The sequence below is a fragment of the Sphingobium sp. B2 genome (genome assembly GCF_007693735.1).
In the GTDB taxonomy this organism is placed as follows: Bacteria; Pseudomonadota; Alphaproteobacteria; order Sphingomonadales; family Sphingomonadaceae; genus Sphingobium; species Sphingobium xenophagum.
Map to the genome: position 1 here is coordinate 325,436 of NZ_VDBZ01000002.1, position 14,457 is coordinate 339,892.

Annotated in this window: 13 protein-coding genes; 4 read left to right on the forward strand and 9 right to left on the reverse strand. The window is 62.9% G+C overall.

The features are described 5' to 3' along the window. The first annotated feature begins 21 nt into the window (after window positions 1-21). Window positions 22-1,311 carry an MSMEG_0569 family flavin-dependent oxidoreductase gene (locus FE851_RS17205; protein ID WP_145205076.1) on the forward strand — a complete coding sequence of 430 codons (1,290 nt, stop codon included), beginning with the start codon at window positions 22-24 and terminating at the stop codon, window positions 1,309-1,311. A gap of 107 nt (window positions 1,312-1,418) precedes the next feature. Then, window positions 1,419-2,267 (forward strand): Pnap_2097 family protein, encoded by an 849-nt coding sequence (locus FE851_RS17210; protein WP_261371062.1) that lies wholly within the window; start codon window positions 1,419-1,421, stop codon window positions 2,265-2,267. 52 nt (window positions 2,268-2,319) lie between these two features. Here FE851_RS17210 and FE851_RS17215 read toward each other — a convergent pair whose 3' ends face one another. From FE851_RS17215 to alr, 4 genes are all read right to left on the reverse strand, one after another. Next, entirely contained in the window at window positions 2,320-2,595 is a 276-nt protein-coding gene (locus FE851_RS17215; protein ID WP_017182407.1) for an HU family DNA-binding protein, read from the reverse strand. A 255-nt stretch (window positions 2,596-2,850) separates the two neighbouring features. Beyond that, complete coding sequence (locus tag FE851_RS17220; RefSeq protein WP_145205082.1) at window positions 2,851-3,195, reverse strand: RidA family protein; 345 nt, start codon at window positions 3,193-3,195, stop codon at window positions 2,851-2,853. Between the two features lie 18 nt (window positions 3,196-3,213). After that, window positions 3,214-4,470, reverse strand: a complete 1,257-nt coding sequence (locus FE851_RS17225; protein ID WP_145205085.1) for a D-amino acid dehydrogenase — start codon at window positions 4,468-4,470, stop codon at window positions 3,214-3,216. Beyond that, the gene (alr, locus tag FE851_RS17230) at window positions 4,467-5,600 is read right to left on the reverse strand and encodes an alanine racemase (protein ID WP_145205088.1); all 1,134 of its coding nucleotides are present in this window, start codon (window positions 5,598-5,600) and stop codon (window positions 4,467-4,469) included. The genes FE851_RS17225 and alr overlap by 4 nt, the downstream gene beginning before the upstream one ends. Window positions 5,601-5,717: 117 nt before the next feature. Between alr and FE851_RS17235 the strand changes: the two genes are divergently transcribed. Then, the gene (locus tag FE851_RS17235) at window positions 5,718-6,182 is read left to right on the forward strand and encodes an Lrp/AsnC family transcriptional regulator (RefSeq protein WP_145205091.1); all 465 of its coding nucleotides are present in this window, start codon (window positions 5,718-5,720) and stop codon (window positions 6,180-6,182) included. 15 nt (window positions 6,183-6,197) lie between these two features. Here FE851_RS17235 and FE851_RS17240 read toward each other — a convergent pair whose 3' ends face one another. From FE851_RS17240 to FE851_RS17260, 5 genes are read right to left on the reverse strand one after another with little or no spacing between them, the layout of a single operon-like run. Then, window positions 6,198-6,827 carry a cytochrome b/b6 domain-containing protein gene (locus FE851_RS17240; protein ID WP_145205094.1) on the reverse strand — a complete coding sequence of 210 codons (630 nt, stop codon included), beginning with the start codon at window positions 6,825-6,827 and terminating at the stop codon, window positions 6,198-6,200. Window positions 6,828-6,880: 53 nt separating this feature from the next. Beyond that, the gene (locus FE851_RS17245) at window positions 6,881-7,378 is read right to left on the reverse strand and encodes a c-type cytochrome (RefSeq protein WP_145205097.1); all 498 of its coding nucleotides are present in this window, start codon (window positions 7,376-7,378) and stop codon (window positions 6,881-6,883) included. Between the two features lie 27 nt (window positions 7,379-7,405). After that, on the reverse strand, window positions 7,406-8,773 hold the full coding sequence (locus tag FE851_RS17250; protein ID WP_145205100.1) for an ankyrin repeat domain-containing protein: 1,368 nt from the start codon (window positions 8,771-8,773) through the stop codon (window positions 7,406-7,408). Then, window positions 8,766-10,106, reverse strand: a complete 1,341-nt coding sequence (locus FE851_RS17255) for a DUF1552 domain-containing protein (RefSeq protein WP_145205103.1) — start codon at window positions 10,104-10,106, stop codon at window positions 8,766-8,768. Before FE851_RS17255 ends, FE851_RS17250 begins: the two co-directional genes overlap by 8 nt. A 10-nt stretch (window positions 10,107-10,116) precedes the next feature. Then, entirely contained in the window at window positions 10,117-12,639 is a 2,523-nt protein-coding gene (locus FE851_RS17260) for a DUF1592 domain-containing protein (protein WP_145205106.1), read from the reverse strand. Window positions 12,640-12,857: 218 nt separating this feature from the next. Here FE851_RS17260 and FE851_RS17265 point away from each other — a divergent pair, with 218 nt between their 5' ends. Further along, entirely contained in the window at window positions 12,858-14,372 is a 1,515-nt protein-coding gene (locus tag FE851_RS17265; protein ID WP_145205109.1) for an adenosine deaminase family protein, read from the forward strand. Window positions 14,373-14,457: the final 85 nt, after the last annotated feature.

A 14,457-nucleotide genomic window follows, 5' to 3' on the forward strand; every position in this document is an offset into this window, starting at 1 on the left:
ATCCCAATTCGGAGATCGACCATGCCCAACCCCGTCGAGACCACCCCTTCGCACATTCCCGTCATCATCATCGGAGGCGGGCAGGCCGGGCTTTCCCTCAGCTATCTGCTCAAGGCGCAGAAAATCGAGCATCTCATCTTCGAAAAGCATCGCATCGGGCATTCGTGGCGGTCGGAACGCTGGGACAGCTTCTGCCTGGTTACCCCCAACCGCCAATGCCGCCTGCCGGGTTTCAGCTATTCCGGTGAATATGGCGGCACCGATGCAGAAGGCTTCATGCTGAAGGACGAGATTATCAGTTTCCTTGAGGCATATGCCGGACTGGTAAACCCGCCAATCCGCGAGGGTGTGGCTGTCACCCGCGTCAAACCAGGCGTTGATGGCGCCTTCCTGGTCGAGACGACCGATGGCATCTACAGCGCCGACAAAGTCATCGTGGCGATCAGCGGTTATCACACACCCATCGTACCCCGGGTTGGGGCGGCCATTCCTGCGCAAGTTCCGCAGTTTCACTCGCTTGAATATCGCAATCCTGACGACCTGCCGGAAGGGTCGGTGCTGGTGGTGGGTTCGGGCCAGTCCGGCTGCCAGATTGCCGAGGATCTGATGCTTGCCGGGCGCAAGGTTCATCTGGCCGTCGGCGATGCGCCACGAGCGCCCCGACGCTATCGCGGCCGAGATTCGACCGACTGGCTCGAGGAAATGGGCCATTACGATATGCCGATCGACGAGCACCCATCGAGCGAGAAAGTGCGCCAGAACGAGAACCACTATCTTACTGGTCGCGACGGCGGGCGCGAGATCGACCTGCGTGCATTCGCGCTACGCGGCATGAAACTATATGGCATGCTCGACGGCGTGGATGGAAACATAATCCGCTTCCGTCAGGATCTGACCAAGCATCTGGATGCCGCCGATGCCACCTATCTACGCATCCGCAAGACCATCGACGACTATATTGAGCGTGCAGGCATCGATGCGCCCGAAGAGGCGCCCTACGTGCCCTGCTGGGCACCGGAAAGCGATCCGGAAACTCTCGACCTGACGGCCGAGCAGGTTGGCAGTATCATCTGGTGCACCGGCTTCCGCATGGATTTCAGTTTCGTTGATGCGCCCGTCTTCGACGGTAGGGGCTATCCGGGGCATGATCGCGGTATTGCCAAGCATGACGGCCTGTATTTCATTGGCCTGCCATGGCTCTACACATGGGGATCGGGTCGATTTGCCGGCGTTGCCCGTGATGCCGCGCATATCGTGAGCCACATTGCCGAGACGCTGCAACCCGTCGCCCCAGAGCCGGTGTTGGTCTGAACGGAGCGACATTCATGGCGCAAACAGCCTTGTCCAGAATTTGCCCGGACGTGAATGCGACCGAGCATGCCATCGAATGGCGGTCGCTTCAGCCGGTCGTTGTCGGTATGCCGCAATTATGCCGGGCCGGGCTTTCGGAAAATTGGCTTTTGAAGGCGTGCGGTCATCGTCATTGGCTTGCGCTGGCGGCCGCGCACGGTCTTGACAAGCCGGACTTCCGCGGCGTGGACCATCAGCGCCTCTATCCCGCATTCATGGCTATAGCGCTGGATGTTTCCGGTAGGGGTTTGGGAGCGATCGGCGAGAATGCGTCGATTGACTTTGCGCTTACCTTGGAACGGATCGGACATACGCGATTCCGCAGCAAAATAGACGTGGCTGCCGATACGGCTGGGCTGGCGCAGGTCACGATGGAGTCCGCTTTCGTGCACCGTGCGGTTGACGGCGTAAATAATTCCGCAACGCGCGGTGGCGTTGCAAGGCCATGTCGTTTGTTGCCGTCGCCCCGGTTGCGAACAGCCCCGTTCCGCGCAGAGCATTGGGACGACATACTGGGCTTCGCCCGGCAGGACCGGCAATGCCTCGCTCGCTTCCTGATCGATCCCAACCCGCACGAGGATTTTAACGGCGCGGATTTTCTCTATTTTTCCGCGTTCCAGGCCATGCTCGATCGGGCGGAATGGGCCTGGTTCCGCGAGCCAGCGGCATTGCCTGTCACACGGAACCGGCGGATCTACTATCTCGGCAACGCAGAGCTTGGGGACAGGATCGCACTGACGCTGTGCGGGACGCGCAATCATGGCGCTGCCGAGCGCGACCATTGGGTCGAATTCCGCCGCGAAAGCGACGACAGGCTGATCGCGATCGCTTTCACCCGACGCGAACCTGCTGGAGCAAATGCTAGCGCGTCAAGGGAGCAGAGCAACTGGCCGCAAAAGCCGTGCGGCCAACTCTGACTAGGTTATGCATAACCGGCGTCGCTCCTGCGAGAGACGCCGGTTCGGCCAATCAGCCGTTGAGCTTGTCCTTGACCGCCTTGGCCGGGGTAAAGCCGAGCTTCTTCGACGCAGCGATCTGAATGGTCGCGCCGGTCGAGGGGTTGCGGCCTTCGCGCGCCGGCGAATCCTTCACCTTGAACTTGCCGAAGCCATTGAGCGACACTTCTTCACCCTTGGCAGCGGCATCGGCGATGGCGGCGAAAACACCGTCGACAATCTTGCGAGCATCCGCCTTGGTGATGCCGTTCGCCGCGGCAATGCCGTCGGCCAGATCGCTATTGTTCATAAAATGCCTTCCGTATGGGAGTTATTGCCATGCCCGCATAACCAAGGCTGAGGCGCTGGTCCATATGCCACGTTGCGCAAACTTGGGCTTTGCGGGCAGTTTTGGCCGATTTTCATGCCGTTGCGCCCCTTTACGCAGGTTTCGGGCGGGCAAGGGGACATGAACCGCGTGGTTTTGCGCATTCGTCATCGACTCTGGACTGACTGACATGCCGGGGGGCTTTGCCATGGCCCCGGCCTATCTCCTGCGCCGGCTTCAGGCGCGCGCGGCGGTAATGATTATTTCGACCTTGTAATCGGGCGTCGCCAGTTTCGCTTCGCCGGTCGCGCGCGTGGGCGCTGCAACGTCTGCGATCCAGGCGTCCCACACCGCATTCATTTCGGCAAAATCAGCCATGTCGGCGAGCCAGATCGTAGCGCGCAGGATATGCGCCTTGCTACTGCCCGCCAGCGCCAGCAGACGCTCAATTTCCGCCAGCGCAGATTGGGTCTGGGCTGTCACGCTGTCGCCTTCGCCGACCTGGCCGGCCAGATAAACGGTATCGCCATGAATGACAGCCTCGCTCATGCGCGGGCCGGTTTCGATGCGGGTGATGGTCATGAGGCTTCTCCTTGAAAATCAGCGGCGATAACGCGCCAGAGCCAGGTCGGCGGTTTCGATGGCAGGGGTCTGGCCGCCGATCAGGTCGGCGATGACCTGTCCCGATCCGCAGGCCATGGTCCAGCCAAGCGTGCCGTGGCCCGTGTTGAGGAAGAGATTGTCGATTGGCGTCGCGCCGATTACCGGGGTGGAATCAGGCGTCATCGGTCGCAGCCCGCTCCAGAATGTTGCCTGGCTGAGGTCGCCCGCGCCGGGGAACAGCGTGCCGACGCTATGGTCGAGCGTATCGCGGCGCGCCTGCGGCAGATCATTGGTGTAGCCCGACAATTCGGCCATGCCGCCCACGCGGATGCGGTCGCCCAGTCGGGTGATAGCAACCTTGTAGCTTTCATCGAGCAGGGTTGAGACCGGCGCGGCATCGGGCCGCACGATCGGCACCGTGATCGAATAGCCCTTCACCGGATAGACCGGAAGCCGCATGCCGAGCGGGGCCAGGAGCAAGGGCGAGAAGCTGCCCATGGCGACGAGATAGGCGTCGCCGGTGACGTCGCCTTCGTCGGTGACGACATGGGTGATCCGCCCGGCTGCGCGCGCCAGTCCCTTGATGGTGCGGCCCATCAGGAACTGGACGCCGCGCGCCCGCGCCATGTCTGCGAGGGCATTGGTGAATTTGAAGCAGTCGCCCGTCTCGTCATTGGGCAGGCGCAGGCCGCCCGCGATGGAGGACGCGCTGGCGGCAAGGCCAGGTTCTGCGGCGATACAGCCGGCGCGGTCCAGCACCTCGAAAGGCACATTATCGGCGCGCAGCACCTCAATATCCTTGGCGATGCCGTCGAGTTGCTTTTGTTCGCGAAAAAGTTGCAGCGTGCCCTGACGGCGCTCGTCATAGCTGATGCCGGTGGCGGCGCGCAGGGCAATCAGCTGATCGCGGCTATATTCGGCCAGCCGCACCATCCGCCCCTTGTTGATGCGATAGTCGGCGGCGTTGCAATTGCCCAGCATCGCGATCATCCAGCGCAGCATGGCCATGTCCACATTGGGGCGCAGGATCAGCGGCGCGTGCTGCATGAACAGCCAGCGCAGCGCCTTGGCGGGGATGCCAGGCGCGGCCCAGGGGGACGCGTAGCCAGGCGAGATTTCGCCAGCATTGGCGAAGCTGGTTTCCTGTGCCACGCTGCTCTGGCGATCGATCACTACGACTTCATGCCCTGCCTGCGAAAGATACCAGGCGGAGGTTACGCCGATGACCCCGCCACCCAGGATAACGACCTTCATGCCATGATACTCCTGTCTGGATTAGCGACCGGCGCGGGCAGATAGGTCCGCGCATAGCGCTGGCCCAGCCGGGTCAATATTTCGTAGCTGATCGTGTCGGCCTGCGCCGCGATATCGTCGATGGTCTGATGCGGGCCGATCAGTTCGACCGGCGCTCCGGCATGGAGCAGGGCGTCTGGCACGTCCGTGACATCGAGCGCCATACTGTCCATCGACACCCGCCCGACGATGGGCACGCGCACGCCGCCAATCCAGGCGCTACCCCGATTGCTGAGATGACGTGGCCAGCCATCGGCATAGCCCACGGAGATAGTCGCAACGCGCGCAGGCCGATCGAACCGGTGGGTCAGACCATAACCGACCCCTGCCCCTGCTTCGAGGGTGCGCAGCTGAACGATATAGGCGTCCAGCGCAATGACCGACCGCATGGGATTGGGCTGGCCATGGGGGGCACCACCATAAAGGGCGATCCCGGCGCGGACGATGTCGCCATGTCCCACGCCCGGCGTCATGGCGCCGCCCGAATTGTCGATCGAGCGCGGAACGCCGGGGAACTGGCGAGCGATGGCATCGAAAGCGGCACGCTGCCGCTCGTTGAACCCGTCGTCGGGATCATCGGCGCAGGCCAGATGCGTTATGACAAGACGCAGGTCGATACCATCCAGTCGCTCCGGCGACATCCGCAGGATCGCCAGCTCATCCGGGGTCAGACCGAGGCGACCCATGCCGCTGTCGACCTGAATCACGCCGGGCAAGGGGCGGCCCATAGTGCGGGCCAAGGCAGCCCGGCTATCAATCTGTTCCAGAGAATTGAGGACGGGCACCGCGCCGACCGCAACGCAATCCCCTTCCGCGCCGGGCGGCAGCCCATTGAGGATGTAGAGGGTGGTATCGATCGGCAGATGCGGTTTCAGGATCGCCGCTTCGCATAAATGAGCGACGAAGAAATGTCGGCAGCCTGCGGCGTACAGGGCAGCGGATACCGGAGCGGCGCCCAGCCCATACGCGTCGGCCTTGACCACTCCAGCAACGGTAGCGGGCGCGACATGCTGCGCGATCAGCTGATAATTGGCCACCAGCGCACCAAGGTCGATGCACAAGCGTCCCGCCGTTCCATGCTGCAAGACCATTCCCCTTCCTACGTCGACGTACAATAAATCACGTTTGTTCGAATATCTACGCAATCAGCAGATGATTATTCGATATTTAGCGCCTATATCGCACAATGTTTCAATGGATTTGCACATATGGCGATGTCCTTCGATAATGTGGATCGCGCGATTCTGCGCTTGCTCAAACTGAACGCGCGGCGATCCAATGCGGAAATTGCGGCGGAGGTCGGTCTTTCGCCGTCGGCCTGCCATCGACGCATCCGGCAGTTGGAAGCGCAGGGCTATATTCGCGGCTATACCGTGGTCGCAGGCGGACGGGACGACAACAGTCTGGTCAACGTGCTGGTCCAGGTGACGCTCGATCGACAGACGGAGGATCATCTTGCCCGCTTCGAACATGCGGTGCGCCAATGTCCGGAAATCCGCGAATGCTTTCTGATGACCGGTGCTGTCGATTATTGGCTGCGTGTCGAAGCGGACAGCGTGGATGCCTATGAGCGCATCCATAGCGAAATTTTATCGCGGATGCCCGGCGTGACCCGGATCAATTCCAGCATCGCCATGCGCGACGCGCTGCGCCCGCGCCGCGGCAAGGGTTAGGCGATGCCGCGCCGCTTAGCGAAAACCGATGGCCCAGGTGCAGGCAGCGGCGATGAGCAGGCCGACAAGCGCTTTCCACGGTGATCCGACGGGCAGATTGGCCGCGTCTCCCACCGATATGGTGCTGCGGCCATGGATCATCGGGCCGATCAGATTATGGCGCAGGCGCAGCAGATAATAGAGGATGGCGGCAATGTGCAGCGCAACGAGCGTGAGCAGCAGGTTGAACAACAATCCATGCAGATCAGCGGCCAGGCGCCCCTGATCGAAGCTGACATAGTCGGCGAGCGGCCCTGATTCGAGGCCATCGACATCCACCGCGAACAGGCCAGCCGTCACCATGGCGATCAGGCTGACGATCATCAGCAGGACGCTCCAGCCGCCGACTGGATTATGCCCCGCCGTGGCACGATAGGGCCGTGTCCGGAGCGTTTGGAGATAGGTGAAGGCCGAGCGGGGACTGCGCACGAATTGGCCGAAGCGGGCTGTGCTGCTGCCCACAAACCCCCAATAGATACGAAAAATCAGCAGGAACAGGATGGCATAGCCCGACAGGCGGTGCCATTCCATTTCATGCTGTTCGCCACTCCACCAGGAAAAGGTCAAAAGGGCGACGAGCAACCAGTGGAACAGCCGGATATACATATCCCAAACAAGCGAACGCCGGGATGGCGCGTCAGTCGACACGGCGCAGTCGCTCAATTGTCCGCGCGGAACTGGCGATGACAGCCGGCGCAGGTGCCGCCGGTCGCCTTGGCCTGTGCGCGGATCGCATCGAGATTGCCGCCATTGACGACGCCGACCAGCTTGCCCGATTCAGCGATCAGCTTGGCCATCTGCCCATCAAAGGTCGCGCGATCGGTCCAGATGCTGGGCAAGGCGTCGGTGGAAACGCCCGCCGTCGGGCCGCTGCCTACCGGGAACAGCCGGGATTGTTCCCGCGCTGTGGCGGCGATCGTCTGGGCCGCAGCAACCATCGTGGCTTTTACCGGCGCGCCGCTCTTGATCTGATCGTTCAGGGCCTTCATCGCCGCGCCCATCTTCTTGTAGCCTGCCTGGCGCGCAGCGATCGCCGCCTTGGGCGCAGGCGCTGCGGCGGGCGCGGCTGTCAGCGGTTGCGCCAGCATGGGCAGGATGATGAGCGGAAGCCCCAGCATTGCGAGCGTCGGGAGACGGAAAGACGGCGATATGGTCATGCGATGTTCTACCTTGCGGTTTGGCTGTCAATGGTCAGGAACGGTCTGCGGCGCGGCACCCGCCATCTTCACCGACATCTTGTCGGGAAAGACCGCGCGAAAAATCTGCTTCACTTCGGTAAGGCCACCGTCCGCCATTTGCGCGGCGGTCTTGCCATATTTGCTGGGAATGTCGGTGCGTGCACCGCGAGCAGCCAGAATGTGCAGCATGGCTTCCAGCTCTGGCTGGACACCGCCGGCAACCAGCAGGTGGAGCGCGGTCATGCCATCTTTCCCCGCTATATCGACGACCGGCGCAAGAGACAGGGCATAGTCGAGCGTCGCCGCACTGCCCCCACGCGCCGCTGCCAGCACGACGTTGGTACCATCCGCCGTGACGAAGTGCGGATCGGCCCCTGCGGCCAGCAACAGCATCATGGCATCCTTGCGGCCATTGGCGGCAGCAATCAGCAACGGGGGCGTGGGTGGTACCGGCGGCGGGGGAACGCCGAAATTGGCTTCGGTCACCCAGGTGATCCGCGACGGTCCGGTCAGGCCATTGGGATCAGCGCCCTTGGCCAGCAGCAATCGGATGAGTTCGGCATCGCCTCCCGCCGCTGCACCATGAAGCAACTGCTCGCCGGTCCGATCCCGCTCCACTATATCCACACCATGCGGCACCAGCAGGGCGGCGGCCCCGTAATTTTTCTGGTACAGCGCAAGCTGCACCGCGCTGCTATTTTCCGGGCCGCGATGGGCGCTGTCGGCACCGGCTGCCAGCATGATCTGCGTAGCGGGGACTACGCCGCTCTTGATCGCGAAGAACAGGGGCGTGAAGCCGCCCTTCGACACGCGATTGGGGTTTGCGCCAGCCTTCAGCAACAGGGCCATCGCCTCAGTCCGGCCCGCCGCGGCGGCCCACATAAGGGGCGTTTGGCCACGCTTGTCGACACTGTCCGGGGCCGCGCCCAGGGAGAGCATGCGTTCGACGGCTTCTGCGGGACCGTAGCGGGCGCAGATGGCAAGCGCGCTTGTGCCATCGGCCCGTGCGCCGCGCACATCGGCGCGGGCATCCAGCAACTGCGCCAATATGGCCGGATCGCCCAGTTCGCAGGCGAGAGCCAACGGCGTCACGCCATCCTGATCGGCGGTGTCGACGGTCGCGCCGCCAGCCAGCAGCGCGGCGACAATCGCGGGATTTTGGGTGTTGACTGCCCAGCCTAGCGGCGTCGCGCCGAAGGCCAGCTTCTGGTTCGGATCGGCTCTGTCGGCCAGTGCCGCCTGAACGGCCGCCACGTCATTTGCCACGATCGCGCGCGCCAGCCCATCATCCCTCTGCGGCGCGCGGGCCTGCGCGATGCCGCATCCCGCCATCAGCGCCAGCAGGGCGACACCCAGGCATGCGCGATTAAGCATTGGCCAGCGCCTTGAACGGGCCGTCGCTGTCGCCAAAGCGGGTCGCGGGGACATCCAGCACCTGCAACGTGCTCAACAGCAGATTGGACATGGTCGTCCCCTTTGGCGCCACAACATGCCGGTCGCCCGGCACCAGCCCGCCCGCGACAATGATGGGCAGATCCATATGGTCATGCTCATTGGGATCGCCAAAGGCCGACCCGCGCAGCACCAGCGTCCGGTCCAGCAGCGATCCTTCGCCGTCCTTCACCGCCTTCATCCGTTCCAGATAATAAGCAAAATATTCCATATGATGCCGGTTGATACGGGCCAGTTTCGCCTTTTTCTCCGGGCTATTGCCATGATGGCTGAGCATATGGTGGGAATCCGGCACGCCGATTTCCGGATAGGTGCGGTTGCTGAGTTCCCGGCCGATCATGAAACTGCCGATGCGGCTGATGTCGGCCTGCATCGCCAGCACCTGAAGGTCGATCATCAGGCGGACATGCGCATCGAAACTGTCGGGAATGCCCGCCGGTCGTTCCAGATCAGCACTCTGCGCGCCACCGCCCGACGCGATCGCGCGCTGGATGCGCCGTTCAATGTCGCGGGTCGCTTCCAGATATTCGTCGAGTTTCCGGCGATCCTCCATCCCCAGCGCGCCGCTCAGGCGCGCACTATCGTCCATCACGAAATCCAGAATGCTCGATTGTCGCCGTAGCCGGGCCAGGCGACTCTTGGCATCCAGCGCGTCGCCATCGCCGAACAGCTGTTCGAACACGTCGCGCGGATTGGCGGTGACGGGCAGCGGCACGGTAGGATTGCGCCAACTGATGCCATTGGTATAGGCGCAGCTATAGCCGATGTCGCAACTGCCCAGCAGGCTGGCCTGATCGATACCCAGTTCGAGCGAACTCAGCTGGGTCGCGTCGCCCAGATGATCGGCATAGGCCTGATCGACCGAAATGCCGCAGCGTATGTCGGTACCTTCGGTCTGTTTCACATGGACGCCGGTGATGAAGGCGGGGCAAGAGCGGCCATGCCCCGCCGGACGATCCCCCATCGCCGCCGCGCTGGGATGGCCAAGGCCGGTGATGACGCTGATCTGCGCGCGATGCGGCGCCAGCGGCTCCAGCGTAGGTGGCAGGATGAAGCCCGGCCCCTGCGATGATGGCATGAACTGGTCCATCATCATGCCATTGGGTGAATAGAATATCTGGAGCCTTTTGGGCCGGGATGCGACATCGGCCGCCTTGGCCGAGGGCATCATCGCTTCCAGAAAGGGCAGCGCCATGGCCGTGCCAGCGCCACGCAACAGGGTACGGCGGCTAAGCGGTTTGCGCAGGATGATCATCGCGTTGCCCTCATTGACCAGTTGTTCGCCGCAGGGTGAAGGGGGCGCTGTGTACGATCCCCTTGATGACGGTCTGGATGCGATAGCCATCTGCGGCGGCGCTGCGGGTGATGGTGCGGATGGCCGGCATGTCGCGCGCATCCACCCCGCGGGCCAGCGCATAGGTCAGCAGCCTTTCGGTAAAGGCGCTTGCGAATTCGTCCTTTTGGCTGAGCAGGATGCGCTTTAACCCGGACAGGCCGGCAAATTGGGTGCCATCGGGCATCCGCGCCGATACGTCGATGGGCTGGCCCGCATCTTTCTGGCGAAAGGCGCCGATCGCATCGAAATTTTCAAGACTGAAGCCCAGCGGGTCCATCTTCACATGACAGGCGGCGCAGGCCGGGCTTTTGCGATGCAGTTCCAACTGCTCGCGCGCGGTCAGCAGGCGACCGTCATGCTTTTCCTGCAATGCGGGCACGTCGGGCGGCGGCGGCGGCGGTGAGGCGGCGAGTAGATTGTCGAGAATCCATTTGCCCCGCTTCACCACCGATGTGTGATTGCCATAGGAAGTGACGGTCAAGATGCTCGCCTGCCCCAGCAACCCGCCACGATTGGAGGCCGGGTTCAGAGTGACGCGCCGCATGGCGGTGCCGGTGATCCCGCCAATGCCATAATGGTCGGCCAGCCGCTGGTTGAGGAAGGTATAGTCCGCCGCAATGAAATCCAGCAGGCTGCGATTGGTGCGCAACACATAGGTGAAGAACATTTCCGTTTCCTGCGCCATGGCACGGCGCAGGCGCGTGTCGAATTTGGGGAATATGCTGATATCGGGCCGTTGTTGGTCTAGGTTACGCAAATAGAGCCACTGGCCTGCGAAATTGGTCGTCAACGCCTGCGCGCGCGGATCGGCGAGCATCCGGGTGATCTGCGCATCCATGACGCCGGGCTTCTGCAACTGGCCCGTTTCGGCCAGCGACAGCAGGGTATCGTCGGGAATGCTGCTCCAAAGGAAGAAGGACAGGCGGGACGCGAGTTCCAGATCAGTGAGGCGCCGAACGCCGCCCGGCTTGCTGCCTGCCGGATCCTGCTCGACCAGAAACAGGAAATGGGGTGAGACCAGTATCGCTTCGACGGCTGCCTCGATCCCGTGTTCGAAATCGGACTGGGCGCGCTCGGTCGCATAGACCCGCATCAGCGGCGTCAGGTCATTGTCGTTCACCGGCCGACGATAGGCACGGCGGGCCAGCGCCCCGACGATCTGCCGGGCGCAGGCGGCTTCAGCGCTGGCCCGCCGGGGCTTGCAGATGAAGATGCGGTCGCGGCTGGGGGTTCGGCCGACACCCTTTGGCGAAAATGGCCCGGCCACGTCGATCTGGAGGACGTCGCGCGGGAAATTCTGCTGCGAATAGCGGGGCGACATGCGATAGGACGGCACGTTAACGGTTTTGACCCGAACGCCATCAACCGAGACATCCATTGGCAGCATGACCGGCGCCGCGGTCGGCACCGGCACCTTGTCGAGATCATTGCGTAGCGTCTGGACGCTCTCGTCGGGCGCCAGTTGGCGCCGGAAGGACAGGCCGATAACATGTGCCCCGGATTTCAGCGGCACACGGACGCTGACCTTATCCTCTGGCTGGCGGTCGGTTTCATTGTTCGTATTGGCGTTCAGCCAGCCGCTAATCTCGTAGGTGGCATCATAGCGGGCATAATAGGTAAACGCCCCGCCCCCGCGCGAACCGAGCGGCAGATCGTCGCTGGCGCGCTCATTATAGGCAGGGCGCCCCCCATTCATGACCGATCCATCCTTGGGTACTTCAAAGGATGTGACGAATTCCCGCCGGGACGTCAGGCCCGTCGCCATGCGGCCAACTTTGCCAGCGACGGCGATATAGCGGTCCATCAATGTCGGTGAGACGCTCAGCACATCAGCGATATTGTCAAAGCCATAGCCCGAATTGTCCTGCGGCAGTTCCCGGCTGACATCGACGTCGAGCGCCAGAAGGTCGCGCACCGCATTGGCATATTCGACCCGGTTGAGGCGACGGATCGTCGCGCGACCGGGATCGGGATGCTGTGCGGCATAGGCGTCCAGTCCGCTCTCCAGCCACTGGACGAAGGCGGCCCTGGCGGCAGCTGTTGGCTGCGGCTTGTTGAGCGGCGGCATTTCGCCCTGGCGAGTGCGACGCAGCACCTTTTCCCAGATTTCCATATTCCTGCCATGGAAAAGATCGCCATTGCGCACATCATCGAGCGACAGGTTGGCGACCTTGTCATTGTCATTATGGCAGCGCGAACAATAGTCGCCCAAAATGGCCGGGGTCGCTTCGGGCGTTGCGAAAGCTTCTACAACAAGCGGCTGCTCTGCACCGTCCGGCCGCGCCAAAACCGACGCCGTGGCGACCAGCGCGCTGAGCGCCAGAATGCAACTGGGCAAGGTCGGATGCCAGTTCAGGCCCATCACATATGATCCCATGTCCCGCAGGCGGCCATGCGCCGTCCCCTTTCCCCTTGTCATGACGATCGGCGGCCCATCGTCCGCCGTTTGCATGCAAATCGGGTGTGAGCGCGGGCCTATTGCGGATTCGGCGTTGCGTCCATTGCCGTTAACGGGACGGATGAATCGCAAAATTAGGCCACCCCGCGAGATGGCCCCGCCATGCTGCCCGCTCCGCCCGCCGCTCTGATTTTGGCAACGCGATGTCCGCAATATCGTCATTGAACATCCTGGGTCTCGTCGCCAGAAAGGCCGCGAAACAGGGGATTGCTATGACGCGGGTGGCTGCATTGTTGATGGCGCTGATGGTTAGCGCCGGACCGGTCGTGGCGCGAACCCCAGCCACCGCCTTGTCCAACGAGGCGCGCACGGCAGCCTATCTGGATCGGATCGTGCATAGCAGCCCGCGCCTGCGCATCTTCCTTCAGGCCATGCCCAAGGGCGGCGACCTGCACAATCATGCTGGCGGCGCCAATTTTGCGGAGGATTATCTTCGCTGGGCAGCCGCCGACGGCCTGTGTATCTCGACCGTCACGTATCATATCGTCGAACCGCCCTGCACGCCGCCGGAACATATCCCGGCCGCCGGGCTGGAGCGCACCTATCCCCATTATTCGCGCGCGATCGACGCCTTTTCCACCCGCGGTTTCGAGGCGGGCGTGGGCGACCCGGAAGTGTCGGGCTATGACCGCTTCTTCGCGACCTTCGATGCGTTTGGCCCGGCCTATAGTCGCCATGTCGGCGAAGCGATGGCGCTGACCCGCAGGCAGGCGGCGGCGGATCATGTCTCCTATGTTGAATTGGGCAGCGGCGCGCGCGCAGGCTGGTTGCTGGGCATGAAGATGGCCGATGCCGACGCCAGCGATCTTGCCGCGCTCTACGCCAGGATCGCGCCGCTATTGCCGGATGCGGTTGCCAGCGCGAGGGCCGATTATGACGGCTATGATGCGCAGGGCGCGGCGTTCAATGGATGCGGAACGGCCGATCGTGAACCTGCCTGCGACGTGGCGATGCGCTATCTCTACACGGCGATCCGCACCAATCCACCGGCGCAAGTGTTCGCACAGCTCGCCTTCGGCTTTGCCCTGGCCGATGCCGATCCGCGTTTTGTCGGCGTCAATATCGCCGCGCCGGAGCATGATCCGGTCGCGGTGCGCGACTATGCGCTGCATATGCAGATGATCGCGTTCCTCAAAGCGCGCCATCCCAAGGTGCAATTGTCGCTCCATGCGGGCGAACTGACACTGGGTCTGGTTCCTTCGCGCGATCTGGGCTTCCACATTCGCGATGCAGTGCAAATCGCAGGTGCCAGGCGGATCGGCCACGGCATCGACATCGCTTATGAGACTGACGCGCCCGCGCTGCTGGCGCAGATGGCGCGCGATCAGGTAGCGGTGGAGATCAACCTGACCAGCAACGCGGTCATCCTGGGCGTGAAGGGCAGCGATCATCCGTTGTCGCTATACCGGGAAGCGGGCGTGCCGGTGGTACTGTCGACCGACGATGAAGGCGTGTCGCGCAGTGACATGACGAATGAATATCTGCGCGCCGTCACCGAACAGGGGCTGCGCTACGCGGATTTAAAGCAGATCGTGCGTAACGGGCTGCACTACAGCTTCCTGCCGGGCGACAGCCTGTGGCAGGACAGGCCGGGCGGTGCGCGGGCTGCGGTGTGCGTGGCAATGGATGCGCCAGGATGCGCCGCATGGCTGGCGAAAAATGTGAAAGCGGCAGCGCAAGCCCGACTGGAGCGCGATCTCCAGGCCTTCGAAGCTATGCCGCGCTAGTCTCAGGTTCAAGGTGACCGCGACCAGCGCGGCAGCGGTCATAGGCGTGCCGATCCTTGGCGCGAAGCCGCGCAGGATCAGGAAT

Excerpts from the sequence above, each read along its gene's own strand:
- FE851_RS17210 (WP_261371062.1), top strand. The coding sequence starts at position 1,419 with ATGCCGCAATTATGCCGGGCCGGGCTTTCGGAAAATTGGCTTTTGAAG.
- FE851_RS17250 (WP_145205100.1), bottom strand. The coding sequence starts at position 8,773 with ATGCTTAATCGCGCATGCCTGGGTGTCGCCCTGCTGGCGCTGATGGCG.
- FE851_RS17260 (WP_145205106.1), bottom strand. The coding sequence starts at position 12,639 with ATGCAAACGGCGGACGATGGGCCGCCGATCGTCATGACAAGGGGAAAG.
- alr (WP_145205088.1), bottom strand. The coding sequence starts at position 5,600 with ATGGTCTTGCAGCATGGAACGGCGGGACGCTTGTGCATCGACCTTGGT.
- FE851_RS17240 (WP_145205094.1), bottom strand. The coding sequence starts at position 6,827 with ATGTATATCCGGCTGTTCCACTGGTTGCTCGTCGCCCTTTTGACCTTT.
- FE851_RS17215 (WP_017182407.1), bottom strand. The coding sequence starts at position 2,595 with ATGAACAATAGCGATCTGGCCGACGGCATTGCCGCGGCGAACGGCATC.
- FE851_RS17220 (WP_145205082.1), bottom strand. The coding sequence starts at position 3,195 with ATGACCATCACCCGCATCGAAACCGGCCCGCGCATGAGCGAGGCTGTC.
- FE851_RS17255 (WP_145205103.1), bottom strand. The coding sequence starts at position 10,106 with ATGATCATCCTGCGCAAACCGCTTAGCCGCCGTACCCTGTTGCGTGGC.
- FE851_RS17235 (WP_145205091.1), top strand. The coding sequence starts at position 5,718 with ATGGCGATGTCCTTCGATAATGTGGATCGCGCGATTCTGCGCTTGCTC.
- FE851_RS17265 (WP_145205109.1), top strand. The coding sequence starts at position 12,858 with ATGACGCGGGTGGCTGCATTGTTGATGGCGCTGATGGTTAGCGCCGGA.
- FE851_RS17205 (WP_145205076.1), top strand. The coding sequence starts at position 22 with ATGCCCAACCCCGTCGAGACCACCCCTTCGCACATTCCCGTCATCATC.
- FE851_RS17225 (WP_145205085.1), bottom strand. The coding sequence starts at position 4,470 with ATGAAGGTCGTTATCCTGGGTGGCGGGGTCATCGGCGTAACCTCCGCC.
- FE851_RS17245 (WP_145205097.1), bottom strand. The coding sequence starts at position 7,378 with ATGACCATATCGCCGTCTTTCCGTCTCCCGACGCTCGCAATGCTGGGG.